The 25,478-nt window shown below is 69.2% G+C and carries 23 protein-coding genes; 10 read left to right on the top strand and 13 right to left on the bottom strand.

Annotated elements, in window-relative coordinates:
* Positions 1–51 precede the first annotated feature (51 nt).
* Positions 52–1,368, bottom strand: a complete 1,317-nt coding sequence (locus tag JWQ05_RS02740; RefSeq protein ID WP_299654083.1) for an MFS transporter — start codon at positions 1,366–1,368, stop codon at positions 52–54.
* Positions 1,369–1,467: 99 nt separating this feature from the next.
* Between JWQ05_RS02740 and JWQ05_RS02735 the strand changes: the two genes are divergently transcribed.
* The gene (locus JWQ05_RS02735) at positions 1,468–1,896 is read left to right on the top strand and encodes a MarR family transcriptional regulator (RefSeq protein WP_299654080.1); all 429 of its coding nucleotides are present in this window, start codon (positions 1,468–1,470) and stop codon (positions 1,894–1,896) included.
* Between the two features lie 10 nt (positions 1,897–1,906).
* Here the strand turns inward: JWQ05_RS02735 and JWQ05_RS02730 are convergent, their stop codons facing one another.
* Entirely contained in the window at positions 1,907–2,623 is a 717-nt protein-coding gene (locus JWQ05_RS02730) for a YggS family pyridoxal phosphate-dependent enzyme (RefSeq protein WP_299654077.1), read from the bottom strand.
* 210 nt (positions 2,624–2,833) lie between these two features.
* Between JWQ05_RS02730 and leuS the strand changes: the two genes are divergently transcribed.
* From leuS to holA, 3 genes are all read left to right on the top strand, one after another.
* Positions 2,834–5,452 (top strand): leucine--tRNA ligase, encoded by a 2,619-nt coding sequence (leuS, locus tag JWQ05_RS02725; protein WP_299654074.1) that lies wholly within the window; start codon positions 2,834–2,836, stop codon positions 5,450–5,452.
* A gap of 146 nt (positions 5,453–5,598) precedes the next feature.
* Positions 5,599–6,138, top strand: coding sequence for an LPS assembly lipoprotein LptE (lptE, locus tag JWQ05_RS02720; protein WP_299654071.1), 540 nt, complete (start codon positions 5,599–5,601; stop codon positions 6,136–6,138).
* Between the two features lie 19 nt (positions 6,139–6,157).
* A complete protein-coding gene (holA, locus tag JWQ05_RS02715) occupies positions 6,158–7,186 on the top strand; it encodes a DNA polymerase III subunit delta (protein WP_299654068.1) in 1,029 nt (342 codons plus the stop codon).
* Positions 7,187–7,189: 3 nt separating this feature from the next.
* On the opposite strand, the gene JWQ05_RS02710 is transcribed toward holA, so the two are convergent.
* The 9 genes from JWQ05_RS02710 to JWQ05_RS02670 form a co-directional block, all read right to left on the bottom strand.
* The gene (locus tag JWQ05_RS02710) at positions 7,190–8,089 is read right to left on the bottom strand and encodes a ParB/RepB/Spo0J family partition protein (protein WP_299654065.1); all 900 of its coding nucleotides are present in this window, start codon (positions 8,087–8,089) and stop codon (positions 7,190–7,192) included.
* A gap of 60 nt (positions 8,090–8,149) precedes the next feature.
* The gene (locus tag JWQ05_RS02705) at positions 8,150–8,998 is read right to left on the bottom strand and encodes a ParA family protein (protein ID WP_299654062.1); all 849 of its coding nucleotides are present in this window, start codon (positions 8,996–8,998) and stop codon (positions 8,150–8,152) included.
* Positions 8,995–9,633 (bottom strand): 16S rRNA (guanine(527)-N(7))-methyltransferase RsmG, encoded by a 639-nt coding sequence (gene rsmG / locus JWQ05_RS02700; RefSeq protein WP_299654265.1) that lies wholly within the window; start codon positions 9,631–9,633, stop codon positions 8,995–8,997. Before rsmG ends, JWQ05_RS02705 begins: the two co-directional genes overlap by 4 nt.
* On the bottom strand, positions 9,623–11,506 hold the full coding sequence (gene mnmG, locus JWQ05_RS02695; protein WP_299654059.1) for a tRNA uridine-5-carboxymethylaminomethyl(34) synthesis enzyme MnmG: 1,884 nt from the start codon (positions 11,504–11,506) through the stop codon (positions 9,623–9,625). Before mnmG ends, rsmG begins: the two co-directional genes overlap by 11 nt.
* 159 nt (positions 11,507–11,665) lie before the next feature.
* Positions 11,666–13,009 carry a tRNA uridine-5-carboxymethylaminomethyl(34) synthesis GTPase MnmE gene (gene mnmE, locus JWQ05_RS02690; protein WP_299654056.1) on the bottom strand — a complete coding sequence of 448 codons (1,344 nt, stop codon included), beginning with the start codon at positions 13,007–13,009 and terminating at the stop codon, positions 11,666–11,668.
* Between the two features lie 227 nt (positions 13,010–13,236).
* Positions 13,237–14,577 carry a transcription termination factor Rho gene (rho, locus tag JWQ05_RS02685; RefSeq protein WP_299654053.1) on the bottom strand — a complete coding sequence of 447 codons (1,341 nt, stop codon included), beginning with the start codon at positions 14,575–14,577 and terminating at the stop codon, positions 13,237–13,239.
* A gap of 268 nt (positions 14,578–14,845) precedes the next feature.
* Positions 14,846–15,487, bottom strand: coding sequence for a Smr/MutS family protein (locus JWQ05_RS02680; RefSeq protein WP_299654051.1), 642 nt, complete (start codon positions 15,485–15,487; stop codon positions 14,846–14,848).
* The gene (locus JWQ05_RS02675; protein WP_299654048.1) at positions 15,484–16,665 is read right to left on the bottom strand and encodes a murein transglycosylase A; all 1,182 of its coding nucleotides are present in this window, start codon (positions 16,663–16,665) and stop codon (positions 15,484–15,486) included. Before JWQ05_RS02675 ends, JWQ05_RS02680 begins: the two co-directional genes overlap by 4 nt.
* A 34-nt stretch (positions 16,666–16,699) precedes the next feature.
* Positions 16,700–17,431, bottom strand: a complete 732-nt coding sequence (locus JWQ05_RS02670; RefSeq protein WP_299654045.1) for a Tim44/TimA family putative adaptor protein — start codon at positions 17,429–17,431, stop codon at positions 16,700–16,702.
* A gap of 459 nt (positions 17,432–17,890) precedes the next feature.
* On the opposite strand from JWQ05_RS02670, the gene secB reads away from it, so the two are divergent.
* From secB to hisS, 4 genes are all read left to right on the top strand, one after another.
* Positions 17,891–18,400, top strand: a complete 510-nt coding sequence (secB, locus tag JWQ05_RS02665; RefSeq protein ID WP_299654042.1) for a protein-export chaperone SecB — start codon at positions 17,891–17,893, stop codon at positions 18,398–18,400.
* Positions 18,401–18,600: 200 nt separating this feature from the next.
* Positions 18,601–19,863, top strand: coding sequence for an MFS transporter (locus JWQ05_RS02660; protein ID WP_299654039.1), 1,263 nt, complete (start codon positions 18,601–18,603; stop codon positions 19,861–19,863).
* A gap of 140 nt (positions 19,864–20,003) precedes the next feature.
* Positions 20,004–20,495 carry a DUF3429 domain-containing protein gene (locus JWQ05_RS02655; protein WP_299654036.1) on the top strand — a complete coding sequence of 164 codons (492 nt, stop codon included), beginning with the start codon at positions 20,004–20,006 and terminating at the stop codon, positions 20,493–20,495.
* Between the two features lie 77 nt (positions 20,496–20,572).
* Complete coding sequence (hisS, locus tag JWQ05_RS02650; protein WP_299654034.1) at positions 20,573–22,081, top strand: histidine--tRNA ligase; 1,509 nt, start codon at positions 20,573–20,575, stop codon at positions 22,079–22,081.
* 50 nt (positions 22,082–22,131) lie between these two features.
* Here hisS and JWQ05_RS02645 read toward each other — a convergent pair whose 3' ends face one another.
* Positions 22,132–22,554, bottom strand: coding sequence for an organic hydroperoxide resistance protein (locus JWQ05_RS02645; RefSeq protein WP_299654031.1), 423 nt, complete (start codon positions 22,552–22,554; stop codon positions 22,132–22,134).
* Positions 22,555–22,744: 190 nt separating this feature from the next.
* On the opposite strand from JWQ05_RS02645, the gene JWQ05_RS02640 reads away from it, so the two are divergent.
* Entirely contained in the window at positions 22,745–23,287 is a 543-nt protein-coding gene (locus JWQ05_RS02640) for a MarR family transcriptional regulator (RefSeq protein WP_299654028.1), read from the top strand.
* A 95-nt stretch (positions 23,288–23,382) separates the two neighbouring features.
* Here the strand turns inward: JWQ05_RS02640 and JWQ05_RS02635 are convergent, their stop codons facing one another.
* A complete protein-coding gene (locus tag JWQ05_RS02635) occupies positions 23,383–23,748 on the bottom strand; it encodes a cytochrome c family protein (RefSeq protein WP_299654026.1) in 366 nt (121 codons plus the stop codon).
* Positions 23,749–24,038: 290 nt separating this feature from the next.
* Here JWQ05_RS02635 and JWQ05_RS02630 point away from each other — a divergent pair, with 290 nt between their 5' ends.
* Positions 24,039–25,472: an FAD-linked oxidase C-terminal domain-containing protein gene (locus tag JWQ05_RS02630; RefSeq protein ID WP_299654024.1), complete on the top strand. Its 1,434-nt coding sequence runs from the start codon at positions 24,039–24,041 to the stop codon at positions 25,470–25,472.
* The last annotated feature ends 6 nt before the right edge of the window (positions 25,473–25,478 follow it).

The following is a 25,478-nucleotide window of genomic DNA, read 5'->3' as shown; positions in this document are numbered from 1 at the left end:
ATCATCCGGACCAGAGCTTGGGCGTTCCGATCCGGAGGACGTCGTAACGCGTCAGGCGCGCCCCGTCGCTCCGGCGGGGACCTCACGCGTGGACGGGCGGCCGAGGCTGAGGATCAGCAGGGCCGCGGTGAGGCAGAGCGCCCCGGCGGCGAAGAAGGCCGGCAGGTAGCTCGCGAGCTCCGTGCGCGAGAGCCCCGCGCCGTAGGCGATCGTGGCCGCACCGAGCTGATGCCCGGCAAAGACCCAGCCGAAGACGAGGTTGGCCCGCTCGCGCCCGAACCGGGCCGCCGTCAGGCGAACGGTGGGGGGCACCGTGGCGATCCAGTCGAGGCCGTAGAACACGGCAAACAGCGACAGGCCGACGAAGGAGAAGTCCGAGAACGGCAGGAACATCAGCGAGAGGCCGCGCAGGCCGTAGTACCAGAACAGGAGCCAGCGGTTGTCGTAGCGGTCGGAGAGCCAGCCCGACGCCACCGTGCCGACGAAATCGAACACGCCCATCGCGGCGAGCACGCTGGCACCCTGGACCGGGCCGATGCCGTAATCGGCGCAGAGCGGGATGAAGTGGGTCTGGATCAGACCGTTGGTGCTCGCCCCGCAGATGAAGAAGGTGGCGAACAGGACCCAGAACACCCGGGTGCGGGCAGCCTCGCGCAGGGCCGCGATCGCGCCGCCCGCGCTCGGACCCGGTGCGGCCCGGGCGACGGCCGGCGCGGTCTCGCCATAGGGCGCCAGCCCCAGATCCTCCGGTCGGTCCCGCATCAGCGCGAGCACGCCGAGTCCCGCCGTCAACAGAAGCCCGCAGATGACGAGAAGCGCGGCGCGCCAGCCCATCGCCTCGGTGAGGGCCGCCAGCACTGGCAGCACCACCAGTTGGCCCGTGGCCGAACTCGCCGTGAGCAGCCCGACGACGAGGCCGCGCCGATGCGAGAACCAGCGCGTGGCCACCGTGGCGCCGAGCACCAGGGCGGTGAGACCCGTGCCGATGCCGACGACCACGCCCCAGAGCAGGACCAGTTGCCAGACCTGTGTCATCCCCAGCGAAGCCAGGAGACCACCGGCGATCAGCGCGAGCGCCAGGAGCACGATCCGGCGCGGCCCGTAGCGGTTCATCAAGGCGGCGGCGAAGGGGCCCATCAGGCCGAACAGCACGAGGCGCACCGCCAGCGCCGAACCGATCGTCGCCGTGTCCCAGCCGAACTCGCGCTGCAGGGGCAGGATCAGGACACCTGGGGCGCCGACGGCGCCGGCGGTGACCAGCATGGTCAGGAAGGTGACGGCGGCGACCGCCCAGCCATAGTGGATGCCGCGCCGGGCGAGACCGCCGGCCACCGCATCGGAGAGGCGAAGAGAGGGGTCCGAGGCCATGCCGTATCGCTCCGAAACGCCGCTTCCGCCGACGCCCGCCTTGAATAGGCGCATATGCACGCTTTATACAAGCATGATCCGTCCGCTTGGAGGAAGCCCTTGGACGACGCTCAGCCCCGGCCCCTGCTCTGTCACTGCAACGCGATCCGCCAGGGCGCCCGGCAGGTCACGCAGTTCTACGACCGGCACCTCGCGCCGACGGGGCTGCGCACCTCGCAATACGCGATGCTGATGGGGCTGCGGCACCTCGGGCCGATTTCGATCAACGGGCTTGCCGACGCGATGGGGATGGACCGCACCACCATGGGCCGGGCGCTGAAACCCCTGGAGCGGGACGGCCTCGTCGCGGTCGGCCAGGGCCGCGACGGACGGACCCGGGCGCTGCACCTGACCGAGGCGGGCAGCATCCGGCTCGACGCGGCCGAGCCGCTCTGGCGGGCGGCGCAAGACGGGTTCGAGGCGGGCTACGGCGCAGCCGACGCGGCGGCCCTTCGCGAGGCGCTGGCGCGGATCGCCCGGGCGGTGTGAGCCCCGGGCCTCACGCCTTACGCTGGCGCGCTCCGAAGATCGCGGTGCCGACGCGGACATGCGTGGCGCCCATCTGGATCGCGGCGGGATAATCGGCGCTCATGCCCATCGAGAGGATCGGCAGGTTGTGGGCCTTCGCGATGCGGGCGAGCAGCGCGAAATGCGCGGAGGGCGGCGCCTCGGCGGGGGGAATGCACATCAGTCCCTGGATCGCGAGCCCGTGCGTCTCGCGGCACTCCGAGAGCAGCGTGTCGACGTCGGACGGGGATACGCCGCCCTTCTGCGGCTCGTCGCCGGTGTTCACCTGGATCAGGAGTTTCGGGGCGCGCCCCGCCCGCTCGATCTCCTTGGCGAGCGCCGCCGCCAGCGAGAGCCGGTCGAGGCCGTGGATCACGTCGAACAGTTCCACCGCTTCCCGCGCCTTGTTGGATTGCAGCGGGCCGACGAGGTGGAGTTCGACATCCGGGTAGCGCTCGCGCAGGGCCGGCCACTTGGCCTTCGATTCCTGCACGTAGTTCTCGCCGAACAGGCGCTGGCCCGCCTCGAGGGCCGGCAGGATGCCTTCCGCCGCAATTGTCTTCGACACGGCGATCAGGGCGACCGAGGCCGGGTCGCGCTCTGCATCCTGGGCCGCCTGGCCGATCTGGTGGCGCACCGCCTCCAGCCCCGCCACGACATCGGCGGCGTTCGGGGAAGCGGGGGCGTCGTCGGGAGCTACGTCGGCCATGGTGCCTCGGGAAGTCTTTCGGTGAACCGGTTCGCCGGGGGATTATCATCTCGAACGCGGGTCGCAAGACGAAGCTCCCATGCGGCGTGGCAGCCCGGGCCCGTGTTGACCCCTCCCCTTGCCGTGGTAGTCCGACCGCCAACCCCTTCGGTGGCCGCGAGACGACGCGCGGCTCAAGCCTCTCATCTCGCGAACCCCGGCGCCCGGCCCATGACGACGTCCCCTTCCCCGCCTCCTGCCCAGCCGTTTGCTCCCGAGCGCTACAACGCCAAGGAGACCGAGCCACGCTGGCAGCAGGCCTGGAACGAAGCGGGCATCTACGCCACGCGCAACGACGACCCGCGCCCGAAATACTACGTGCTGGAGATGTTCCCCTATCCGTCCGGGCGCATCCACATGGGCCACGTGCGCAACTACGCGATGGGCGACGTGGTGGCGCGCTACAAGCGGGCGCGCGGCTTCAACGTGCTGCACCCGATGGGCTGGGACGCCTTCGGCCTGCCCGCCGAGAACGCCGCCATGGAGCGCAAGGTCAACCCGCGCGACTGGACCTACGCCAACATCGCGACGATGCGCGGCCAGCTCCAGTCCATGGGCCTGTCGCTCGACTGGAGCCGAGAGATCGCGACCTGCGACCCCGACTATTACAAGCATCAGCAACGCATGTTCCTCGACTTCCTCGACAAGGGACTGGTGACGCGCCGCACGGCAAAAGTGAATTGGGATCCGGTCGACCACACCGTGCTCGCCAACGAGCAGGTCATCGACGGGCGTGGCTGGCGCTCCGGCGCGCTGGTCGAGCAGCGCGAACTGACCCAGTGGTTCTTCAAGATCACCGATTTCGCCCAGGACCTCTACGACGCCCTCGACGGCCTGGACCGCTGGCCGGAAAAAGTCCGCCTGATGCAGAAGAACTGGATCGGGCGCTCGGAGGGGCTGGAAGTTCGATTCGCCATCGATGCGCCGCCCCACGGCGTGGCGCCGGAGGTGAAGGTCTACACCACGCGCCCCGACACCCTGTTCGGCGCGAAGTTCCTGGCGATCGCCGCCGATCATCCGATCGCGGGGGCGCTGGCTTCCTCCCGCCCCGGGTTGGAGGCCTTCATCGAGGAGTGCCGCCGCACCGGCACCGCGCAGGCGGCCATCGACACGGCGGAGAAGCTCGGCTTCGACACCGGGCTCAAGGTGCATCATCCCCTCGACCCGTCCTGGCTGCTGCCGGTCTATGTCGCGAACTTCGTGCTGATGGAATACGGCACCGGCGCGGTCTTCGGCTGCCCGGCCCACGACCAGCGCGACCTCGACTTCGCCAACAAGTACGGCTTGGGCAACACGCCGGTGGTCTGCCCCGAGGAGCAGGACGCGGCCGCCTTCGTCATCACCGACACCGCCTATGACGGCGACGGCCGGATGATCAACTCGCGTTTCCTCGACGACATGACGACGGACGAGGCCTTCCATGCCGTGGCCAACCGGTTGGAGGCGGAGATCCTCGGCGGCGTCGCCGTTGCTGCTCGCAAGGTACAGTTCCGCCTGCGCGACTGGGGCGTCTCGCGCCAGCGCTACTGGGGCTGCCCGATCCCGGTCATCCATTGCGAGGCCTGCGGTCCCGTCGCCGTGCCCGTGGCCGACCTGCCGGTGAAGCTGCCCGACGAAGTTTCCTTCGACGTGCCCGGAAATCCGCTGGAGCGCGATCATTCCTGGCGCAACGTCCCCTGCCCGACCTGCGGCAAGCCCGCACGGCGCGAGACCGACACCATGGACACGTTCGTGGATTCGTCCTGGTACTACGCTCGCTTCACGGCGCCCTGGCTGCAGGATGCGCCGACCGACCGCAAGGCAGTCGATCACTGGCTGGCGGTCGACCAGTATATCGGGGGCATCGAGCACGCGATCCTGCACCTGCTCTACGCCCGCTTCTTCATGCGGGCGATGAAGGCGACCGATTGGTCCGGCGTCTCCGAACCCTTCGCCGGCCTCTTCACGCAAGGCATGGTGGTGCACGAGACCTACAAGGACGCGGCGGGCGGCTGGGTGCCGCCTGCCGACATCCGCATCACGGGCGAGGCCGGCGCACGCCAGGCGTTTCACGTGAAAACGGCGGAGCCGATCACGATCGGCGCCATCGAGAAGATGTCGAAGTCGAAGAAGAACGTGGTCGACCCCGACGACATCATCGCGAGCTATGGCGCCGATACCGCGCGCTGGTTCATGCTGTCCGACTCGCCGCCGGAGCGCGACGTGATCTGGACGGAAGACGGCGTGCAGGGCGCCGCCCGCTTCGTGCAGCGGGTCTGGCGGCTGGTGTCCCTTGCGGCCACCGTAGAGGCGCGTGCCGGAGCCGCCGACGCGGCGCTGCGCAAGGCCGCGCACAAGGCGCTGGCGTCCGTGGAGGAGGATGTGGAGCGCCTGCGCTTCAACCGCTGCGTTGCGCACATCTACACTCTCGCCAACGCCCTCGACGAAGCGTTGCGGGGTGGCGTTTCTCGTGCCGCCGCGTTCGAGGCCGCCGGCATCCTGACCCAGCTCATCGCCCCGATGATGCCCCACCTCGCCGAGGAGTGCTGGCAGGTGCTGGGTCGCGAAGGCCTGGCCGCGCAGGCGGATTGGCCCGAGGTCGACCGCGCCCTGCTGGTGGAGGACGAAGTCACCCTCCCCGTTCAGCTCAACGGCAAGAAGCGCGCGGACGTCACCGTGCCGCGCAGCGCCGACGTGGCCGCCGTCCAGGCGCTCGTCCTCGCGGACGAGGCGGTGCAGCGGGCGCTGGAAGGACGCAGCCCCAAGAAGGTCATCGTGGTCCCGGGCCGGATCGTGAACCTCGTCGTCTGAGCAAGCCCGTCCACCACCATGATCCTGCCGGATAGGAAACGTAAAGCTTGAGGCGAATAGGCTGTCGTCGGACTTCGGTTCGCCGTACAGAACGGACGGAACGGACAAGCGGGACGGCGGCGGGCATGATGCGTTTGGCAGGTAGGATGGCAAAGACCGGGACCTTTCGTCGGGCGCTGCGCATTGCCGCCGTCTCGGCGTTGGCGCTCAACCTGTCCGCCTGCTTTCGCCCGCTCTATGGCCCGACAGCCTCCGGCGAGCCAATGGCCGCGCTGCTGGCGGCCGTTCAGGTCGACGACGTCCTCATGGCCCAGGGCCAGGAGCGCCTCGGGCATTACCTGCGCAGCGAGCTGATTTTCGATCTCGACGGGTCGGGACAGACCTCGCCCAAGCGCTATCGCCTCAAGATGCAGGGCAGCGAGTCGGTGCAGACCCCGATCGTTTCCTCGCAGACCGGGCGCGCCGAGGCGGGTACCATCGTCGGTACGATCAAGTACGCGCTCGAAGACCTCAGCGGCACCAAGATCATCAGCGAGGGCGTCGCTACCTCAACAGCGACCTACGACCGTTCGATCCAGCGCTTCGCCAGCCTGCGGGCCGCCCGCGACGCCGAGATCCGCCTCGCCAAGGTTCTGGCCGAGCAGATCAAGACGCGGATCGCCTCCGTGCTGGTGACCAAGCCCTGAGACGCGTCGGGATTGCCGCATGACCGCCGTCAAGGCCGGCGACGTCGATGCCCTGATCCGGCGTGGGCCCGACCCGCGCATCGCGGTCCTGCTCGTCTATGGCCCGGATACGGGACTCGTCTTCCAGCGCGCCAAGGCGCTGGCCGAGGCTTTCGTCCAGGATCCGAGCGACCCCTTCGCCCTGGTCAAGATCGACGGCGATGTGCTGGCGCAGGACCCGGGCCGGCTCGTGGACGAGGCCGGCACGGTCGGCCTGTTCGGCGGCAACCGCACGATCTGGGTCCGCACCGGCAGCCGCAACTACGCACCCGCCATCGATGCCGCCCTGAAGGCCGAGATCACCAATGCGCGTATCGTCGTGGAGGGCGGCGACCTCGGCAAGTCGGCGCCACTTCGCACACTCTGCGAGAAGTCGCCGAAGGCCCTCGCCCTGCCCTGCTATCCCGATGACGAGCGGGCACTGGCCGACCTCATCGACCGTACCCTTCAGGAGCAGGGCCTGCGCATCGCCCGCGACGCCCGCGATGTCCTCGCGACGAGCCTCGGTGGCGACCGCGGAGCCAGCCTGTCGGAGATCGAGAAGCTCTCGCTCTATGCGCGCGGGCAGGGGGCCGTCAGCCTCGACGACGTGGAGGCGATCGTCAGCGACGTCGCGGGCAGCGTCCTCAACACCCTGATCGACGCGGCCTTCGCCGGACGCGCCGGCGAGGTCGAGCGCGACTACCGGCGCTTCCGCCACGAGGGCATGGACCCCTCCGTGATGCTGGGCTCGGCCCTGCGCCATGCCCTGACTCTGCTGGCGACGCGGGTTGCCGGGGAGGGCCAGAGTGCCAGCGTGATGGTGACCAACTGGCGTGGCCTGCACTTTCGGCGCAAAGCCACCGTGGAGACACAGCTCAGCCGCTGGTCGCCGCCGGCCCTGCGCCACGCGATTCAACTGCTGCAGGATTCGGTCCTGGCCTGCCGCCGCTCCGAGCCCGGATTGGCCCATGCGCACGCGTCGAGCACGCTGCTGCGCATCGCCACCGAAGCCGCGCGGCGGCGTTGACGATCAGCCTTCCGACCGCGTGACCTTGAAGCGCTGGCAGAGTGCCTCCAATTCCGCCGCCGTCTCGTAGCGGATGCGGATCTCGCCGGCGCCGGCCACCTTCGACTTCAGGGCGACGTTGACCCCGAGGGCGCGCGCCATCGCCTGTTCCAGGGAGCGGATGCCGGCGTCCTTCTCGGCCGTCCGACGCGGACGGCCGGGGCGGGGGCCGTCACCCTCCGGCACTTCCGCGGAGGCGAGGGCCTCGACCTCGCGAACGGAGAGCCCCTCCTCCACGATCCGCCGCGCCACGCCTCCGGCATCGCGCACCGCCAGCAGCGCGCGGGCATGGCCCGCCGTGATCTCCCCGGCGACGACCCGATCCTGGATCGCGGGCGAAAGCTGGAGCAGGCGCAGGGTGTTGGCGAGGTGGCTGCGGCTCTTGCCGAGGATCTCGGCCAGCTCACTCTGGCTGTACTGGAACTCGCTCATCAGCCGCTCGTAGCCGGCCGCCTCCTCGATGGCGTTGAGATCCGTCCTCTGGACGTTCTCGAGGATGGCGAATTCCAGCGAGGTGCGGTCGTCGATCTCGACGGTGACCACCGGGACATCGGTCAGGCCGGCACGCTGGGCCGCGCGCCAACGACGCTCTCCCGCCACGATCTCGTAGGTGTCCGGCACGCCTGCGAGCGCCCGCACGACGATGGGCTGGATGATGCCCCGCACCTTGATCGAGGCCGACAGCTCCTCGAGGTCGGCCTCGTTGAAGCGCCGACGCGGGTTGCGCGGGTTCGGTCGCAGGAATTCGACAGCCACCTTGCGCTGCGCCTGTGACTTGCTCGCATCGGCGGCGTCGTCGCCGAAATCACCGATCAGGGCCGCCAGACCGCGCCCGAGCCGTGGCCGTACCACATCATCCGCCATCGCCACCTGCTTCAACTCCGGACTTCAATTTCACATCGTTCGTACGAGGGCAGGGTGCCGTCAGGCGGCGACGGGCAGCCGCCCCTCCCGCTGGATGATCTCGGAGGCAAGGCGCAGGTAGGCCTGCGAGCCCGCGCATTTGAGATCGTAGAGCAGCACAGGCTTGCCGTGCGAGGGAGCCTCGGACACGCGTACGTTGCGCGGGATCATAGTCTCGTAGACCTTCTCGCCCATGAAGCTACGAACATCCGCCACCACCTGCGCGGAAAGGTTGTTGCGCGGATCGAACATCGTCAGCACGATACCCTGGATGGTCAGGCGTGGGTTGAGAGCGCCGCGCACCTGTTCCACCGTGCGCAGCAACTGGCTCAGGCCTTCGAGAGCGAAGAACTCGCATTGCAGCGGCACCAGCACCGCGTCGGACGCCGCCAGCGCGTTGATGGTAAGGAGGTTCAGCGAAGGCGGGCAATCGATCAGGATATAGGTGACGCCTTCCGTGGCACCCGCCTGCCCGACGTCCTTGAGCACGCTGCGCAGGCGGTGCGCCCGATCGGGAGCGCTCGCCATTTCCATCTCGAGCCCGAGCAGGTCCATGGTCGAGGGGGCCACCATCAGGCGCGGTACGGCGGTCTGCACGCAGGCCTGCGCGAGGGACGCTTCACCCGCGAGGACATGATAGGTCGAGACCTTGCGCTGGCGCCGATCGATGCCGAGCCCCGTGGAGGCGTTGCCTTGGGGATCGAGGTCGATGACCAGGACGGTCTCGCCGATGGCCGCCAGGGCCGTGCCGAGGTTGATCGCCGTCGTGGTCTTGCCGACGCCGCCCTTCTGGTTGGCGAGCGCGAGGATGCGCAACGGCCGCTCCGGATTGCCTCCGGCGATGGGGGCGGAGGTCGGATCGCTTGTCATGAATCCACGCGAGATAGGGCCGTGACACGAACGATCCGCGCCTCCGAGTCGGTTCGACTCGGCACGAGATCGTAAACGAATTTCCATTGCCGGGCTGCGTCGGTCAATTCCGCCTGGACATCACGCCCCTTTGGAAACAGGCCGATGGTGCCTGTTGTCAACAGGGGCTCTGCCCAGGTGAGAAGCTGGCCGAGAGGTGCAAGCGCCCGGGCACACACGACCGCCATTCCGCGATGTGCCTCGATTGCCTGTTCGACCCGGGCATTGTGGACCTTGGCCGGCGCCTCGGTGAGGCGGGCGGTCTCGGTCAGGAACGCGCATTTGCGCGCGTTGCTCTCGATGAGATCGACCTGAAATCCGGGGCGTTCGTGACCCGCGATGGCCAGGACCAACCCCGGCAATCCGGCGCCCGCGCCGAGGTCGAGCCAGGTCTCGGCATCGGGTGCGATCGCCCGAAGCTGCAGGGCATCCGCGATGTGGCGGGTCCAGACCTCGGACAGCGTGGCCGGTCCGACGAGGTTCTTCACGTTCTGCCAGCGCCGGAGCTGCGCGACGTAGATGTCGAGGCGCCGCGCTGTTTCACGTGAAACATCGGCCTCGGCGAGGACGCGTTCCCGGTCCGGTTCAGCGGCCATGCTTGGCGCCCTCACGTTCGCCCCGCCGCGCATGAGCCGCCAGCAGGGTGAGGGCGGCCGGCGTCACGCCCTCGATACGGGCTGCCTGCCCGAGCGTGCCTGGGCGAACGGTCTCGAGCTTCCCCCGCATCTCGTTCGAGAGGCCGGGGATCGCCGCATAATCGAGACGAATCGGAAGCGCGACGGCTTCGTCGCGCCGGAAGGCAGCGATGTCTGCGCGCTGCCGGTCGAGATAAACCGCATAGGTGGCGTCGGTGCACAAGCGCTCGGCGATGCGTGGGGAGACCGAGCCGAGTTCGGGCCAGACCGCGACGAGGCGGTCCCAGCCGATATCTGGGTAGGAGAGGAGCTGGAACGCATTCCGGCGAATGCCGTCTTGGTTCAAGTCGATCCCGACGGAGTGGGCCTCGTTCGGGGTCAGGCTCAAGGTGTCGAGGCGCAAGCGCGCGGCGTCCAGGGCCTCCTGCGAGGCCGCGAAATGCGCGGCGCGATGACTGCCGACGCAACCGAGCGCGGCACCGCGCGGGGTCAGGCGCTCGTCGGCATTGTCGACCCGCAGCGAGAGCCGGTATTCGGAGCGTGACGTGAACATCCGATAGGGCTCGCTCACGCCATGCGTGACCAAGTCGTCGATCATGACACCGAGATAGGATTCGGCCCTGTCGAACACGGTCAGGTCCGAGCCGCCGGCCAGGCGCGCCGCGTTGATCCCTGCCACCAGGCCCTGCCCCGCCGCCTCCTCGTACCCGGTCGTGCCGTTGATCTGGCCGGCCAGGAACAGACCGGGCAGACGCTTGGCCTGGAGGGTCGTGTCCAGTTCGCGCGGATCGACGTAATCGTACTCGATGGCATAGCCCGAACGCAGGATCTGGGCGCGCTCCAGCCCCGGGATCAGCGCGATCAATTGGTGCTGGATGTCCTCGGGCAGGGCCGTCGAGATGCCGTTCGGATAGACGGTCGGATCATCCAGACCTTCCGGTTCCAGGAAGATCTGGTGCCCTTCCCGGTCCCCGAAGCGCACGACCTTGTCCTCGATGGAGGGGCAGTAGCGCGGGCCGCGACTGGCGATCCCGCCGGAATACATCGGCGAGCGGTGGAGGTTGGCGCGAATCAGATCGTGGACGGCCTGCGTCGTGCGCGTGATCCCACACTGGATCTGCGGAGTGGTGATGCGCTCGGTCAGCGTGGAGAACGGGACCGGATCCTCGTCCGCGGATTGCATCTCGAGGGCGGACCAGTCGATGGTCCGCCCATCGAGGCGGGCGGGCGTGCCGGTCTTCAGGCGCCCGAGGGCGAAGCCGTGACGGTCGAGCGTTTCGGCAAGGCCCACGGAGGGTCCTTCGCCGACGCGTCCGGCCGGGATGCGTGTCTCGCCGATATGGATCAGGCCGCGGAGGAAGGTGCCCGTGGTGAGGACCAATGCGACGCAGGGGAGGGTCGTCCCGCCGCCCAGGACGACGCCGGTGACCCGGCCGCCCGCGACGCCGAGGTCGGCCACCTCCCCCTCGATGACCCGCAGGTTCGCAGTCTCGGCGATCGCTCCCTGGATGGCTCGGGCGTAGAGCTTGCGGTCCGCCTGCGTCCGAGGTCCTCGGACGGCCGGCCCCTTGCGGCGATTCAGCAAGCGGAACTGGATTCCCGCCGCATCGGCGGCGCGGCCCATGAGACCGTCGAGGGCATCGACCTCCCGGACGAGATGGCCCTTGCCGAGGCCGCCGATCGCCGGGTTGCAGGACATGGCACCGATGGTCGCCGCGCGATGCGTGACGAGCGCCGTTCGGGCGCCAATGCGCGCCGATGCGGCCGCGGCCTCGACGCCCGCATGACCTCCACCGACGACGATTACGTCGAAGGAATCGGATGTGTGAACCATGGTTGTGATTACGCGGGCGTGATGGGACCGGTCAACGCGTACGCGTCAAAGATCAGGGTTTCCACGTGAAACAAGGGACTTGTGCGCTTCGCCGAACACAGGTGATGCGATGGGCTCACCGACCCTTGCTCACCGGCCCCCTGCTCACTGGACCCTGGTTCACTTGCCGATGCAGAAGCCCGAGAACAAGCGATCCAGCATCTCCTCCACGCCGACATGTCCGGCGACCTCACCAAGGGCACGGACCGCAAGGCGCAGATCCTCGGCAGCCAGTTCGGGCAAGGCCGAGCCCTGAAGCAGGCGGTCGAGGTGTTCACGGCATCGGGTCAAGCCAAGCCGGTGCCGCTCGCGGGTGACCAGAGCGTCGCCGCCCGCGAGAGACTCGGCGGCCCGGGCTTCGACGAACCCCATCAAGTCTTCGAGGCCCACCCCCGTGAGTGCAGACACGCGGAGGCCGTCGTGATCCAGCCGGGGATCACCGGGAGCCGCCATATCCTGCTTGGTCCGAACCGCGATGGTGACTGGAGTCTGCGGAACTTCGTCGGTCGGTCTTCCATCGACCGACCCGTCTCGTTCCACATCAGCCGCCTGCAGCATCAGGACGAGGTCCGCCTGCGCCATCCGAGCACGGGTGCGGCGGATGCCCTCGGCCTCGATCGGGTCGTCCGTGTCACGAAGGCCCGCCGTATCGATCAGGATCACCGGCAGGCCGCCGAGATCGCAACGAACCTCGATGACATCCCGGGTCGTGCCGGGCGAGGCCGAGACAATGGCGGCCTCGCGCCGGCTCAGCGCGTTCAGAAGAGTGGACTTTCCCGCGTTGGGCGGCCCTGCCAGGACGACGACGTAGCCCTCCCGCACACGCTCGCCGCGACGGCCATCGGCGAGCGAACGAGCGATCTCGTCGCGCAAGGTCCGCGCATCTCGGTACAAGGCAGCATCGAGCGCAGTGTCGTCGACATCGCCCTCGTCGGAGAAATCCAGCGCCGCCTCGACTCCGGCTAGGAGGTCGATGAGACGGGTGCGCCAGTCCGAGACCTGACGCCCCAGGACACCGTCGAGTTGGCGCAAGGCCTGGCGTCGCTGGGCCTCGGTCTCGGCGTCGATGAGGTCCGCGATCCCCTCGGCCTCGGTGAGGTCCAGGCGACCGCTGAGGAAGGCGCGACGGCTGAAGGCGCCGGCCTCGGCCGGCTGGCAATCGGGAATGGCTGCGAGAGCGCGCAACACGGCTTCGCGGACCGCCAGACCTCCATGGAGGTGAAGCTCCGCCATGTCCTCTCCGGTGAAGGTGCCGGGGCCCGGCATCCAGGCCACCAACGCCTGATCGAGGACGTCGCCCTCCGGGTCCTTGAGCGTTCGCAGAGAGAGGCGGCGAACCGGGGGGAGGTTACCAGCCAGGCGCTGGATGACGTCGCGCGAGGCCGGACCGGTGATCCGGATCACGCTCACGGCGGCGCGGCCAAAGCCGGTGGCAGGGGCATAGATCGTGGTCGTGTTGGTCACTCGATCTGCTCCGTGGGATGAGCCAACCGCGCTGCTCAGCTCGATTTTAAGCCGACGAAACAGTTTATTTCCAATGGCAAGTAATAGGTGTTCTGGTCGTCGGATGTCACCTCATGCGCTCGTTGCGAACCAAGATTCCGATCGAAGCGAAGGACCTGCGAAAACGAAATGGGAGGCGCCGGCAAACGCCGGCGCCTCCCATGATTCCGGCATGAACCTGATGCGGATCAGGTGTTCATCGAGTCGAAGAAGTCGTTGTTGCTCTTGGTCTGGCGCAGCTTGTCCATGAGGAACTCGATCGCGTCGGTGACGCCCATCGGGTTGAGGATGCGGCGCAGCACGTAGGTCTTCTTGAGCGCATCCGGCGGCACCAGGAGCTCTTCCTTGCGGGTGCCCGAGCGCGTGATGTCGATCGCCGGAAAGATGCGCTTGTCGGAGACCTTGCGGTCCAGGATGATCTCGGAGTTGCCAGTGCCCTTGAACTCCTCGAAGATCACCTCGTCCATGCGCGAACCGGTGTCGATGAGCGCGGTGGCGATGATCGAGAGCGAACCGCCCTCCTCGATGTTGCGCGCCGCGCCGAAAAAGCGCTTGGGGCGCTGCAGGGCGTTGGCGTCGACACCACCCGTCAGCACCTTGCCGGAGGAGGGGACGACGGTGTTGTAGGCGCGGCCGAGGCGCGTGATCGAGTCGAGCAGGATGACCACATCGCGGCCATGCTCGACCAGACGCTTGGCCTTCTCGATCACCATCTCGGCGACCTGCACGTGGCGAGTCGCCGGCTCGTCGAAGGTAGAGGCGATGACCTCGCCCTTCACCGAGCGGATCATGTCCGTGACCTCCTCGGGGCGCTCGTCGATGAGCAGAACGATCAGGTAGCATTCCGGGTGATTGATGGTGATCGACTGCGCGATGTTCTGCATCAGCACGGTCTTGCCGGTGCGCGGTGGCGCCACGATCAGGGCGCGCTGGCCCTTGCCGATGGGGGCGACGATGTCGATGATCCGCGGGCTGAAATCCTTCTTCGGCGGATTGTCGAGCTCCAGCTTGAAGCGCTGAGTTGGAAACAGCGGCGTCAGGTTGTCGAAGTGGACCTTGTGCTTGATCTTCTCCGGGTTCTCGAAGTTGATCGTGTTGACCTTCAGCAGCGCGAAGTAGCGCTCGCCGTCCTTCGGTCCCCGGATCGGCCCTTCCACCGTGTCGCCCGTGCGCAGGCCGAAGCGGCGGATCTGGGTCGGCGAGATGTAGATGTCGTCGGGACCCGGCAGATAGTTCGACTCGGACGAACGCAGGAAGCCGAACCCGTCCTGCAGCACCTCGACGGTGCCGGCGCCGATGATCTCGACCTCCTTGGTAGCCAGTTGCTTGAGGATCGAGAACATCAGTTCCTGCTTGCGCATGGTCGAGGCGTTCTCGACCTCGACCTCCTCGGCGAAAGCGATCAGGTCGGTCGGCGTCTTGGACTTGAGGTCCTGGAGCTTGACCTCGCGCACGGCATCGAGATCGGCGGCAACGATTCCGCCTTCGGCCGAATCGTCCACGGGAAGGGTATCGTACGGTGACGTCATGGGAGATTCGGAACCGGCGGGAAGGGCGAGGCGGAGAGTCGGAGTTTTGGCGGTCGGAAGAAGCAGGAATTTCAAACAGGTCGTCGGGGAGTTTGATCGCCGGGCGCCTTTGCGGCGCCTGTCAGTCGGACCGTTATCGAGGACAACGGCTCCGCGCATCGTCTTTGCGGAGCCTCAGGCTCACGGATGCAGAACGGCGTAACGAGGAGAGAGCCCACCGCTAGCGCGTTCCAACGGTTTTCGCAAGCGCCGTCGCGCAGCCCCGGATTCACCGCCGGCGCAGGCGCACATACAGCGCGCCGCCGCCGCCATGGTGGCGCGCCGCCTCCTCGAAGCCGAGGACCACGTTGCGCAGCTCCGGAGAGCGAAGCCAGTGCGGCACGCTGCGCCGGAGCACGCCCCGCTCCGAGAAGGCATCGTCGTAGGTCGGGCCGCCCTTGCCGGTCACCACGAGGACATGGGTGTGGCCGGCGGCCCGGGCCCGCATCAGGAATCCGATCAGCGCGCCGTGCGCCTCCGCCTGATACATCCCGTGGAGGTCGATCCGGGCATCGACCTGAAGCGCGCCCCGGCGCAGGGCGAGGCGCACGCGACGCTCCAGACCGGGTGCCTGAGGTGGCGGTGACGGGGGCGCCACCGGTGGCGCCGGAAGTGTTTTCGAAAGTGGGCTCGGCCGCGAAGCGGCACGCTTGGCGAGCGTCTTCGGCATCGGCTTCGGGGGCGCGGGCTTCGGAGGCGCCTTCGGCGCGGCGACCGGCGCGGCCTTCGGGGAAGGCGCCTCGGCGGCGGGGGAGGGCGCCTTGGGGCGCGCGACCGCCCGCCCGCGCAGGGGCGTGATCAGCCGGGCGATCTCGCCCCACAGGTAGGCGTCCTCGCCCGAGAGGCTGCGGGGGCGTCGAGGGGGCCTCATGGCGTGCGCGGCCCTTCGGACTTTGGCAGCAGCACGATGAAGCCCACCGCATCGCGCAGGTTGCCCGCCCGCACCCCGGCCTCCGCGCCGGTGCCGAGGTAGAGATCGCCCCGGGCGGGCCCGACGATGGCCGATCCGGTATCGGCCGCCACCACGAGGCGGCCCGGCGCGGGGTCGCCGGCGATCCGGCCCTCGAGCCAGAAGGGCAGTCCGTAGCGCCACAGGGTGGCATCGATGGCCATGTTCCGGCTGGGACTCAGGGGCACGCCTGCGCCCCCGGGCGGGCCGAGGGCCGGATCGTCGATCTCCGCCAACCGGAAGAAGATGTAGGAGGCGTTGGCGCGCATCAGGCGCCGAGCCTGGTCCGGGTGCGCCCGCAGCCAGCCTGTCCAGCGCGCCAGAGTCAGGCCGTCGAGGGGAAGGTGGCCCTCCGCGACGATGAGCTTGCCGATGGAGGTGTAGGGCCGGCCGTTGCGGCCGTCATAGAGCACGCGCACCGAGCGCCCATCCGAGAGGCGGACCCGGCCGGAGCCCTGCACCTGCAGCACGAACAGGTCGACGGCGTCGCGCAGGTAGAGCAGGGGGCGCGCCCTCGCGCCAAGCGCCCCGTCCTCGATCGCCGCCCGGTCCGGATAGGGCTCGAACGCATCGCCGACCCGGCGCGCGGCGCGCAAGGCCGGGTCGAGGCCGGGCCGCGTCTCGCCGGGTTCCAGGCCGACGAGGTCGTCGGGCCGGGCGAGCACGGCGGCGGTGAAATCGGGCCCTGGGGTCGCGGATCCGACGAGCTCCGGCTCGAAATAGCCTGTGAGGAAGCCGGTGCGCCGCTCCGGGGCCGCGCCGGACGCGGGCCGGACGATGCGATAGGCGTCGAACGCCTCGGTGAAGAAGCGGACCGCCGCCTCGTCGGCTGTCGCCGCCGCTCGGGCGCAGGCCGCCCGAAGCCCCTCGGCCGATCCGGCGACGCTCGAAGGCTGAGGCGCGGCCGGCGCGGCCGAGCAGGTCCGGCGGAAGGCCGCGAGCGCCTCGGAGGCGTCGGGCCCCGGAAAGCCCGGGAGGGTCGCGGTGTCCACCGGCTCCAGCACGGCATCGCCCACGCGAAACGGCTCGGCCGCGGGGGCGGCCGAGCCGGGGAGGGGGAGGCTCAGGGCGAGGAGGGCGGCCAGGCTGGCCGCACGCATGGGAGGCGGGCTCACACGATGGCGGGCTGGCGGCTCAGGCGCCGGCTTCCGTCGCCACGAGCTGCCAGTTCGGATCGCGCGTGCCGAGCGTGCGGGCGAAGGTCCAGACGTCGGGCACCTCCACCACCGTCTCGGCGTTGCCATCCGTCACCTGGCCCTGGCCGTTGCGGGTGGCGGTGATGAGGTGGGAGAGGAAGCGCACGGTGACCTGGGCGACGCGGTTCTTCACGTCCACCGCGACGATCTCGGCCTTGTCGAGGGAGACGAAGGTGGTCTCCACGGTCTCGCGCCGGGCCTCGCGGGCGTCGATCTCGCGCTCGAAGCCCTCGCAGACCTCGCGGGAGAGCAGGCTGCGCAGGGTCTTGCGGTCGCCCTTCGCGAAGGCGATCACGATGGCCTCGTAGGCGCTCTTGGCCCCCTCGACGAAGGCGCGCGGATCGAAGGCAGGCTCCACTTGCACCACGGCCTCGAGCCCTTGGGCGATGGCCGAGCCGGGCTCGGCGATGCCGCGCCAGTCGCGCACATCCGCCTTCACCGCCGTCTGGCCGCGATCAGCCGGGGGCTGGGCGCGGTCGGCGCCGGGCAAGCGAACGACGTTGTCCCCGTCGCCGCGCGCGGCCGGGGGCTCGGTGCGGCTGCGGTCGAGGGGCTTGAAGGGCGAGCGCTCCGTGCCGGTCTTCTGCCCCAGGACGGAGCGCAGCCGCCAGATGACGAAGACCGCCAGCGCGAGAAAGATCAGGGTCGTCAAGTCGAAGGAGTCCTGCATCACCGATCCGATCGTGGCCGTCGCACGAATACGCTGTTCCAAAGGGCGCCGAAACCCAGAAGCGCCGAAACCCGGCCGGGCGTCCCGGCCGCGACACCGGCCCGAGCGCCTGACTCCGTCGCGCTTTAGCCGAGAGACGCGCGAGGATCGAGCCAGGCCGTCGCCGGAGCCGTGGCGCGAAGGCGCGAACCCTCGGGGGTCGCAAGAGCATATGGGGCATCCCGCGCATCGGTTCCAGGCGGTCCTTGCAGCGCGCTGCCGAGCGCCGGCCTTTCGGCCGGACGCCTCGCCTTGTTCCGTCCGGACGGGCGTGATAGCGCGCTTCCGCGCCGGCCGGGTGGCCGCGTCGTCGCCGACAGCGCGATTCGCCGCGATGCTCCGGCGTCAGCCGCAGCGTCGATCGGCGACGACATCGCCCACCCGCGGGCCCGAGGATCGAGGAAAGAGGACACAAACGCCATGGCCGACACTCCGACACCGAACGGCAACGGTGGCGCCACGGCGCAGCCCGACGACGGAACCCCCACGATCAACGCGCTCGCGCAGTACACCAAGGATCTCTCCTTCGAGAATCCGAACGCGCCGCGCTCCCTGCAGCCGCAGGAGAACGGTCCGCAGATCAACATTCAGGTAAACGTCAACGCCAAGCAGATCGCCGACATCGACTTCGAGGTCGAGCTGACCCTGGAGGGCGACGCCAAGATCGCCGGCGAGGTGCTGTTCGCCTTCGAGCTGACCTATGCGGGCATCTTCCGCATGCGCAACATCCCGCAGGACCAGCTGCACCCGGCCGTGATGATCGAGTGCCCGCGCCTGCTCTTCCCCTTCGCGCGCCAGATCGTCGCCGAGTCCGTGCGCAACGGCGGCTTCCCGCCCCTCTACATCGACCCGATCGACTTCGTCGGCCTCTACCGCCAGAAGGCGATGGAATCGCAGGCACAGGGCGAGGCCGGCCCGCTCGCCTCCTGAGGCGATGACGTCGCGGTCTCCTCGAGATCGCCACCCGTGACGCGCCCGCTTCGGATGCGTCACGGAATGCGGGCAAACGGCGTCCAGGCGCCTCGCTTGCGTCCCGGGATCGGAATCCGAGGCTTGGCCGTTATGGGCACCCGGCCCGGACGTCCCATGAATCCTCCCTGGCCGGCAGGACATGCCAGCCCCGGGATCCCATGCTCGCCGCCCATCACCTCGCCCTGATCAACGTCTTCAAGGGCGACATCCAGGGTGGGCTCGGGCCGTTCCTCGGCACCTGGCTTGCGCAAAGCGCATCCTGGAGCCCGGCCCGCATCGGCTTCGTCACCACCCTGGTGGGCGTCGGCGCACTGGCGCTCAGCGGGCCCTTCGGCGCCCTGGTGGATCGCCTGGGTCGGCCCCGTCTCCTGATCGCCCTCGCCTGCGCGGCCATCCTGTGCGGCACCCTGCTGCTGCTGCCGGCGCGCGGCGTCGTGAGCGTGTTCGCCGCGCAGATGATGGCGGCCGCGGGCGGCACGCTGCTCCTGCCGGCGGTCACCGCGCTCACCCTCGGCATCGTCGGCAAGAACCGGTTCCCGAAGCAGCAGGGCCGCAACCAGGCCTTCAATCACCTGGGCATCCTGATCGCTGCCGGCGCCATCAGCCTCGGCACCCCGTGGTTCGGGCCCGCCATCGCCTTCTGGGTACTGAGTGCCATGGCGGTGCTGGCGATCCTCGCCGCAGCGACGACCCCGGGCAACTGCTATAACGAGCGCCGCACGGTCGGCTGGCAGGAAGATGCCGAGGACGCACCGGAGCGGGCGGGCCTGCGCAGCATCGTGGCCAATCGCAAACTCCTCGTGCTCGCCGTGGCGCTCGCCCTGTTCAACCTCGGCAACGGCGGCATGCTCTCGCTCCTGGGCCAGAAGCTGGTGGCCACCGCCGCCGATGCCACGAGCTGGACCGCGCGCTACGTCATGGTGGCGCAACTGGTGATGATCCCCGTGGCGCTGTTTGCCGGGTCGCTCGCCGACCGTCGCGGCCGGCGCCAGCTCCTGATCGCCGCCTGCGCGGTGCTGCCCGTGCGCGCAGCGCTCTGCGCCGTCATCGACGATCCCCTCTGGCTGGTCTCCGCCGAGATCCTCGACGGGATCGCCTCCGGCATCATCGGCGTCGCCGTGCCCGTGGTGGTCGCCGACCTGACCTGGGGTTCCGGGCGCACGCAGACGGCGCTCGGCTCCCTCAACGCCATCCAGGGCATCGGCGGTGCGCTCTCGGCCTGGTACGGCGGCCTCGCCCAATCGGTGCTCGGCTGGGGCGGCGCCTTCCTGGCGCTCGGCGCGCCCGCGCTCCTCGCCCTCGGGCTCGTCCTCTGGCTCGACACCACTACGGAGCGCCGGGGCGGCAAGGCCGGTGGAACCGGCGCCGAGGCGAAGCGCGCCGATCGTGGCGGGGTCGCGCCCGAACCGGGTCCGGCCTGATCCGACAGGGCTCGGCATCCCGAAATCCCCGGCGTCGCGAAATTCTCGGCGGACCTGACGACGCGGGCGAGGGCTGGCCCCGGAACAGGAAGGCCATGCCGTTGTTGGCGCTGGACCCGTGCCGCAGGATCCGCACCGCGATGGACGATCAGCCCGACAGCCGCACGCTCCGCGTCACCGAGCCCCGCGCGGTGCCCTGGCTCAGCATCGTGTTCGGCTACGGGCCGATGGTGCCCTTCCTGGCGGGCGCCGCCGTCGCCTGGGGCTGGCGGGGCGAGGCCCTCGGCGACGCGGCCCTGCTCCTGACCCTCCTGTGGGGCAGCGCCATCCTGCTGTTCCTCTCCGGCGTTCGCCGGGGCCTGAGCTTTCGCACCGAGGGCGGGGCGACGCTGGCCCAGATCGCCACCATGATCGGCCTGTTCGGTCTCGGCTTCGCGGCGCTGGTGCTCACGACCCTGGATGAGGTCGTGGCCGCACTGGTCCTCCTCATCCTCGGCTTCGGCGCGCTGACCATCCTCGATCCGATCGCGGCCCGGCGCGGTGAGGCGCCCCTGTTCTTCGCGCGCCTGCGCCCGGTGCAGATCCCGCTGGCCATCCTGGGGCTCGGCGCCCTCCTCGCCCTGAAGCTCTGACGCCCGCGCTTGCCGCCCCCTCCCGCCCGCGATAGAGCCCCCGGACCCCCGAGACACCCCGACGGACACCGAATTCCATGGCCAAGGCCGAATCCAACAAGGCCGACACCCTGAAGCCGCGGCTGCCGCGCGGCTTCGTCGACCGGCGCGCCGACGAGATCGCCGCCCAGCACCGCATGCTGGAGACGATCCGCCAGAGCTTCGAACTCTACGGCTTCGAGGCGTTGGAGACCCCGTTCGTCGAGTACACCGAGGCGCTGGGCAAGTTCCTGCCCGATCTCGACCGGCCGAACGAGGGCGTGTTCTCGTTCCAGGACGACGACGAATCCTGGCTCTCGCTCCGCTACGACCTCACGGCGCCGCTCGCCCGGCACGTGGCCGAGCATTTCGACGCGATCCCCAAGCCCTACCGCAGCTTTCGCGCCGGCTACGTCTTCCGCAACGAGAAGCCGGGCCCGGGGCGCTTCCGCCAGTTCATGCAGTTCGACGCCGACATCGTCGGAGCCGGCTCGGTGGCGGCGGATGCCGAGATCTGCATGCTGATGGCCGACACGCTCGAGAAGCTCGGGCTCGCCGGCCGTTACGTGGTCAAGGTCAACAACCGGAAGGTGCTCGACGGTCTGATGGAGTCGATCGGGCTTAGCGGCCCCGACAAGGCCGGCCAGCGCCTGACCGTACTGCGCGCCATCGATAAGCTCGACCGGCTCGGCGACGCGGGCGTGCGCGAGTTGCTGGGCACGGGCCGCAAGGACGAGAGCGGCGATTTCACGAAGGGCGCGGGGCTGGCGGAGGACGCGATTCGGCGCGTCTTGAGCTTCACGGGCTGGACCGGCCCCGAGGCCAGCGGCACGGACAGCGCCGTGACGCTGGCGAATTTCGAAGCGTCCCTGTCGGACAGCGTCATCGGCATGGAGGGCGTGCGCGAACTCGCCGAGATGGCCGCCCTGTTCGAAGCCGCCGGCTACGACGGGCGCATCCGCATCGACCCCTCGGTGGTGCGTGGCTTGGAGTACTACACCGGGCCCGTCTACGAGGCGGAACTGACCTTCCCGGTCACCAACGAGGACGGCCAGGTCGTGCGCTTCGGCTCGGTCTCTGGGGGCGGGCGCTACGACGGCCTCGTCGGGCGCTTCCGGGCCGAGCCGGTGCCGGCCACCGGATTCTCCATCGGCGTCTCGCGCCTGTTCTCGGCGCTGCAACTCGTGAAAAGCCCGCTGCTGGAGGGCATCGCCAAGCCCGGTCCCGTGGTGGTGCTCGTGCTGGATCGCGAAAACATCGCGGATTACCAGCGCCTGGTCACGGCCCTGCGCGAGTCCGGCATCCGGGCCGAGCTCTATCTCGGCGGCTCGGGCATGAAGGCGCAGATGAAATATGCCGACCGGCGCGGTTCGCCTTGCGCCATCATCCAGGGCTCGAACGAGCGCGAGGCCGGCGAGGTCCAGATCAAGGACCTGATCGAGGGCGCCAAGGCGGCGGCGGCCATCACCAGCAATGCCGAGTGGAAGGCTGCTCGGCCCGCCCAGTTCTCGGTTCCAGTGGCCGAGATGGTGGAGCGGGTGCGGGAGGTCCTGGGACGCCATTTCTGATCGTCCCGATTCGGCCGTGGCGGACAGCGCCGCCACGGCCGGGCGGGGGGTTACGCGACCGAGATGTCGACCTGGATGTTGCCGCGCGTGGCATGCGAGTACGGGCACACCACGTCGGCGCGCTTCACGAGGTCCTCGGCGACGGCGCGGTTGAGGCCCGGCAGGGTGGCCTTGAGGGCGACGACGAGGCCGAAGCCGGTGCCGTCGTCGCGCGGGCCGATGCCGACGCTCGATTCGATCTTGGAATCCTCAGACACCGTGATCTTGTCCTTGCCGGCCACGAACTTGATCGCGCCGAGGAAGCAGGCGGCGTAGCCGGCCGCGAAGAGCTGCTCCGGGTTGGTGCCGGCGCCGCCGCCGCCACCGAGTTCCTTCGGGGTCGAGAGCTTGACGTCGACCTTCGAATCGTCGGTCGCGGCGGAGCCCTCGCGGCCACCGGTGGCATGGGCGTGGGCGGTGTAGAGTGCCTTCATGGTCGGTCTCTCCTCGTCGTCGAACGATGCGATCCTGCGCGATGGACCAGCCTACGCCCGGCCCATATCGATTGCGCACAATCTAGATTTCTTGTCGCACAGAACTCGATTGTGCGCAATATGAGTTTTGCATAAGCTGCTGACACGTCGCCGGTTCTAACCGGTCGTGCATCGAGAAGGACACCGCGCCATGTCGGGACGGCTGACCCGCCCGCCCACCGAACCGACCGCGGAGCCGCGGGGCACAGACGCGCTGAGTCTCGACAGCCAGCTCTGCTTTGCCGTCTACGCCACGGCGCATGCCTTCGGCCGCGCCTACCGCACGCTGCTCGCCGCGCACGATCTGACCTACCCGCAATACCTCGTGCTGCTGGTGCTGTGGGAAGACGAAGGCCTGACCGTCAAGGAGATCGGCCAGCGCCTGTTCCTCGATTCCGGCACCCTGACGCCCCTGCTCAAGCGCCTGGAGGCGGCCGGGCACGTGCGCCGCGCCCGCGACCGCGCCGACGAGCGGCAGGTGAGCATCCTCCTCACCCCCAAAGGGCGCGCCTTGCGCGCGCGGATGGAATGCGTGCCGGGCCTTGCCGGCGGCCTCACGGGCCTCGATGCCGACGGGCGACGCGGTCTCCTCGACACGCTCGTCCAGCTCCGCGCCTCGCTGCACGAGAACCTCGTGAACGAGGGGAGCCCCGCGACCGGGCGCGCGGATGATCGGGTCGGGGCGGAGGGCTGAGAACATCATGAAAGAGCCGCCCCCGCGGGTGCGGGAACGGCTCTCAGTCCGGCGTCCGGTGGATCGGCGGCCCCGTGCGGGGCCGGAATCCGGTGTTACTTCTGCGTGCCGAGGTAGGCGATCACGTCGGCGAGCTTCTTGTCGTCCTTGAGGCCCGGATAGACCATCTTGTTGCCCGGCACCTTGGCCTTCGGGTCCTTCAGCCACTCCTTGAGGTTGGCCTCGTCCCAGGTGATGCCCGAGCCCTTCAGGGCGGCGGAGTAGGTGTAGCCCTCGAGGGTGCCGGCCTTGCGGCCCACGACGCCCGTCAGGTTGGGCCCGACACCGTTCTTCCCGAAGGCGTGGCAGGCCTTGCACGGCGCGAAAGCCTTCTCGCCAGCCGCCGCATCGCCGGCCTCCTGGGCCTGGGCGGAGAGGGGCAGCAGCAGCGCGAGCGCGGCGCCGAGGATGAGGTGACGCATTGTTGTTTTCCTCCGTTGGGCGGCAGAAGCCGCCATGCTTATGGCAGAGCTTGATCTTTTAGAACAGATTGAAACTGAGAACGGCTACACGCTGACTCAGGCGTCTGCGACGAAACGAAGCTTCACGCCGAAGGTTTCCCTCACCCGCCAGGATTGGCGATCTGGCGGATGCAGTCTGTTCGGATTTGGCCTAAGCTTACGGGAAATCGCCCCCTGTTCTCTCCGGTCTCGGCTTTAGACCCGGCGACCTGAGCGCAGGCTGAAGGCGACCCTTTCGCGAGGAACGTCCCATGTCGATCGCCTTCCCCGTCCCCGACGCCGGGATCGTCGCCCGCCGCGACGCCATCATCGCGGGCCTCGCCCCCCTGGTGGCACCCGAAGCCCTGGTGACGACGGAGGACGAGCGCCGCGCCTTCGAGACCGACGGACTCACCGCCTATCGGCGGATGCCGCTCGCCGTGGTGCTGCCTTCCACCACCGCCGAAGTCTCCGCCGTGATGGCCTTCTGCCACGCCAACGGCGTGCGGGTGGTGCCGCGCGGGGCCGGCACCTCGCTGGCCGGCGGCGCCATCGCGCAGGAGGACGCGATCATCCTGGGGGTCGCCAAGATGAACCGGATCCTGGCCCTCGACTACGAGAACCGCACCGCCCGGGTCGAGTCGGGCATCACCAACCTCGCGATCTCCGGCGCGGTCAGCCACGAGGGCTTCTTCTACGCCCCCGACCCGTCGAGCCAGCTCGCCTGCACCATCGCGGGCAACATCGCGATGAATTCCGGCGGGGCGCATTGCCTGAAATACGGCGTCACCACCAACAACCTGCTCGGCGTCACCCTGGTGATGAACGACGGCACCGTCGTGGAGATCGGCGGCGAGCACCTCGACGCCGCCGGCTACGACCTGCTCGGACTCATCTGCGGTTCGGAGGGGCAGCTCGGCATCGTCACGGAGGCCACCGTGCGCATCCTGCGCGCGGCGGAAGGCGCGCGGCCGGCGCTGGTCGGCTTCGGCTCGGTGGAGGATGCGGGCGCCTGCACGGCGGCGATCATCGGCGCCGGCATCATCCCGGTGGCCATCGAGTACATGGACCGCGAGGCGATCCTGATCACCGAGGACTTCGCCCAGGCCGGCTACCCGCGCGACGCCGAGGCCATGCTCATCATCGAGGTCGAGGGGTCGGATGCCGAGTGCGAGGCCATGCTCGCCCGCATCGAGGCCATCGCCCGCGACTTCAACCCCACCAGCCTGCGGGTGTCGAAATCCGAGGCCGAGAGCGCCGCGATCTGGAAGGGCCGCAAGTCCGCCTTCGGCGCCACGGGCCGCATCTCCGATTACATCTGCATGGACGGCACCATTCCCACGGGTCAGCTGCCGAAGGTGCTGGAGCGCATCGGCGCGATCTGCGCGGAGCGGGGCCTGCGCGTCGCCAACGTGTTCCATGCCGGAGACGGCAACCTCCACCCGCTGATCCTGTTCGACATCAACAAGCCGGGCGAGATCGAGAAGGCGGAATCGGCCGGCGACGAGATCCTCAAGCTCTGCGTCGAGGTCGGCGGCTGCCTCACGGGCGAGCACGGCGTCGGCATCGAGAAGCGCGAACTCATGCGCTTCCAGTACGCCCAGGCCGATCTCGAGCAGCAGATGCGGGTGAAGAACGTGTTCGATCCCGGCTGGCTGATGAACCCCGCGAAGGTCTTCCCGCTGGAGGGCCGCGTCGGCCTCTGAAGCGCC

Origin of the sequence: Methylobacterium sp. (assembly GCF_028290105.1) — a bacterium.
In the GTDB taxonomy this organism is placed as follows: Bacteria; Pseudomonadota; Alphaproteobacteria; order Rhizobiales; family Beijerinckiaceae; genus Methylobacterium.
Note: the sequence above shows the minus strand (reverse complement) of the source record. Positions and strands in the feature narration are given on the sequence as shown.

Excerpts from the sequence above, each read along its gene's own strand:
- lptE (WP_299654071.1), top strand. The coding sequence starts at position 5,599 with ATGGCAAAGACCGGGACCTTTCGTCGGGCGCTGCGCATTGCCGCCGTC.
- JWQ05_RS02710 (WP_299654065.1), bottom strand. The coding sequence starts at position 8,089 with ATGGCGGATGATGTGGTACGGCCACGGCTCGGGCGCGGTCTGGCGGCC.
- JWQ05_RS02730 (WP_299654077.1), bottom strand. The coding sequence starts at position 2,623 with ATGGCCGACGTAGCTCCCGACGACGCCCCCGCTTCCCCGAACGCCGCC.
- mnmG (WP_299654059.1), bottom strand. The coding sequence starts at position 11,506 with ATGGTTCACACATCCGATTCCTTCGACGTAATCGTCGTCGGTGGAGGT.
- JWQ05_RS02705 (WP_299654062.1), bottom strand. The coding sequence starts at position 8,998 with ATGACAAGCGATCCGACCTCCGCCCCCATCGCCGGAGGCAATCCGGAG.
- rsmG (WP_299654265.1), bottom strand. The coding sequence starts at position 9,633 with ATGGCCGCTGAACCGGACCGGGAACGCGTCCTCGCCGAGGCCGATGTT.
- JWQ05_RS02675 (WP_299654048.1), bottom strand. The coding sequence starts at position 16,665 with ATGCGTGCGGCCAGCCTGGCCGCCCTCCTCGCCCTGAGCCTCCCCCTC.
- rho (WP_299654053.1), bottom strand. The coding sequence starts at position 14,577 with ATGACGTCACCGTACGATACCCTTCCCGTGGACGATTCGGCCGAAGGC.
- JWQ05_RS02670 (WP_299654045.1), bottom strand. The coding sequence starts at position 17,431 with ATGCAGGACTCCTTCGACTTGACGACCCTGATCTTTCTCGCGCTGGCG.
- JWQ05_RS02630 (WP_299654024.1), top strand. The coding sequence starts at position 24,039 with ATGTCGATCGCCTTCCCCGTCCCCGACGCCGGGATCGTCGCCCGCCGC.
- JWQ05_RS02635 (WP_299654026.1), bottom strand. The coding sequence starts at position 23,748 with ATGCGTCACCTCATCCTCGGCGCCGCGCTCGCGCTGCTGCTGCCCCTC.
- JWQ05_RS02680 (WP_299654051.1), bottom strand. The coding sequence starts at position 15,487 with ATGAGGCCCCCTCGACGCCCCCGCAGCCTCTCGGGCGAGGACGCCTAC.
- holA (WP_299654068.1), top strand. The coding sequence starts at position 6,158 with ATGACCGCCGTCAAGGCCGGCGACGTCGATGCCCTGATCCGGCGTGGG.
- JWQ05_RS02655 (WP_299654036.1), top strand. The coding sequence starts at position 20,004 with ATGGACGATCAGCCCGACAGCCGCACGCTCCGCGTCACCGAGCCCCGC.
- secB (WP_299654042.1), top strand. The coding sequence starts at position 17,891 with ATGGCCGACACTCCGACACCGAACGGCAACGGTGGCGCCACGGCGCAG.
- JWQ05_RS02645 (WP_299654031.1), bottom strand. The coding sequence starts at position 22,554 with ATGAAGGCACTCTACACCGCCCACGCCCATGCCACCGGTGGCCGCGAG.
- hisS (WP_299654034.1), top strand. The coding sequence starts at position 20,573 with ATGGCCAAGGCCGAATCCAACAAGGCCGACACCCTGAAGCCGCGGCTG.
- leuS (WP_299654074.1), top strand. The coding sequence starts at position 2,834 with ATGACGACGTCCCCTTCCCCGCCTCCTGCCCAGCCGTTTGCTCCCGAG.
- JWQ05_RS02640 (WP_299654028.1), top strand. The coding sequence starts at position 22,745 with ATGTCGGGACGGCTGACCCGCCCGCCCACCGAACCGACCGCGGAGCCG.
- JWQ05_RS02740 (WP_299654083.1), bottom strand. The coding sequence starts at position 1,368 with ATGGCCTCGGACCCCTCTCTTCGCCTCTCCGATGCGGTGGCCGGCGGT.
- JWQ05_RS02660 (WP_299654039.1), top strand. The coding sequence starts at position 18,601 with ATGCTCGCCGCCCATCACCTCGCCCTGATCAACGTCTTCAAGGGCGAC.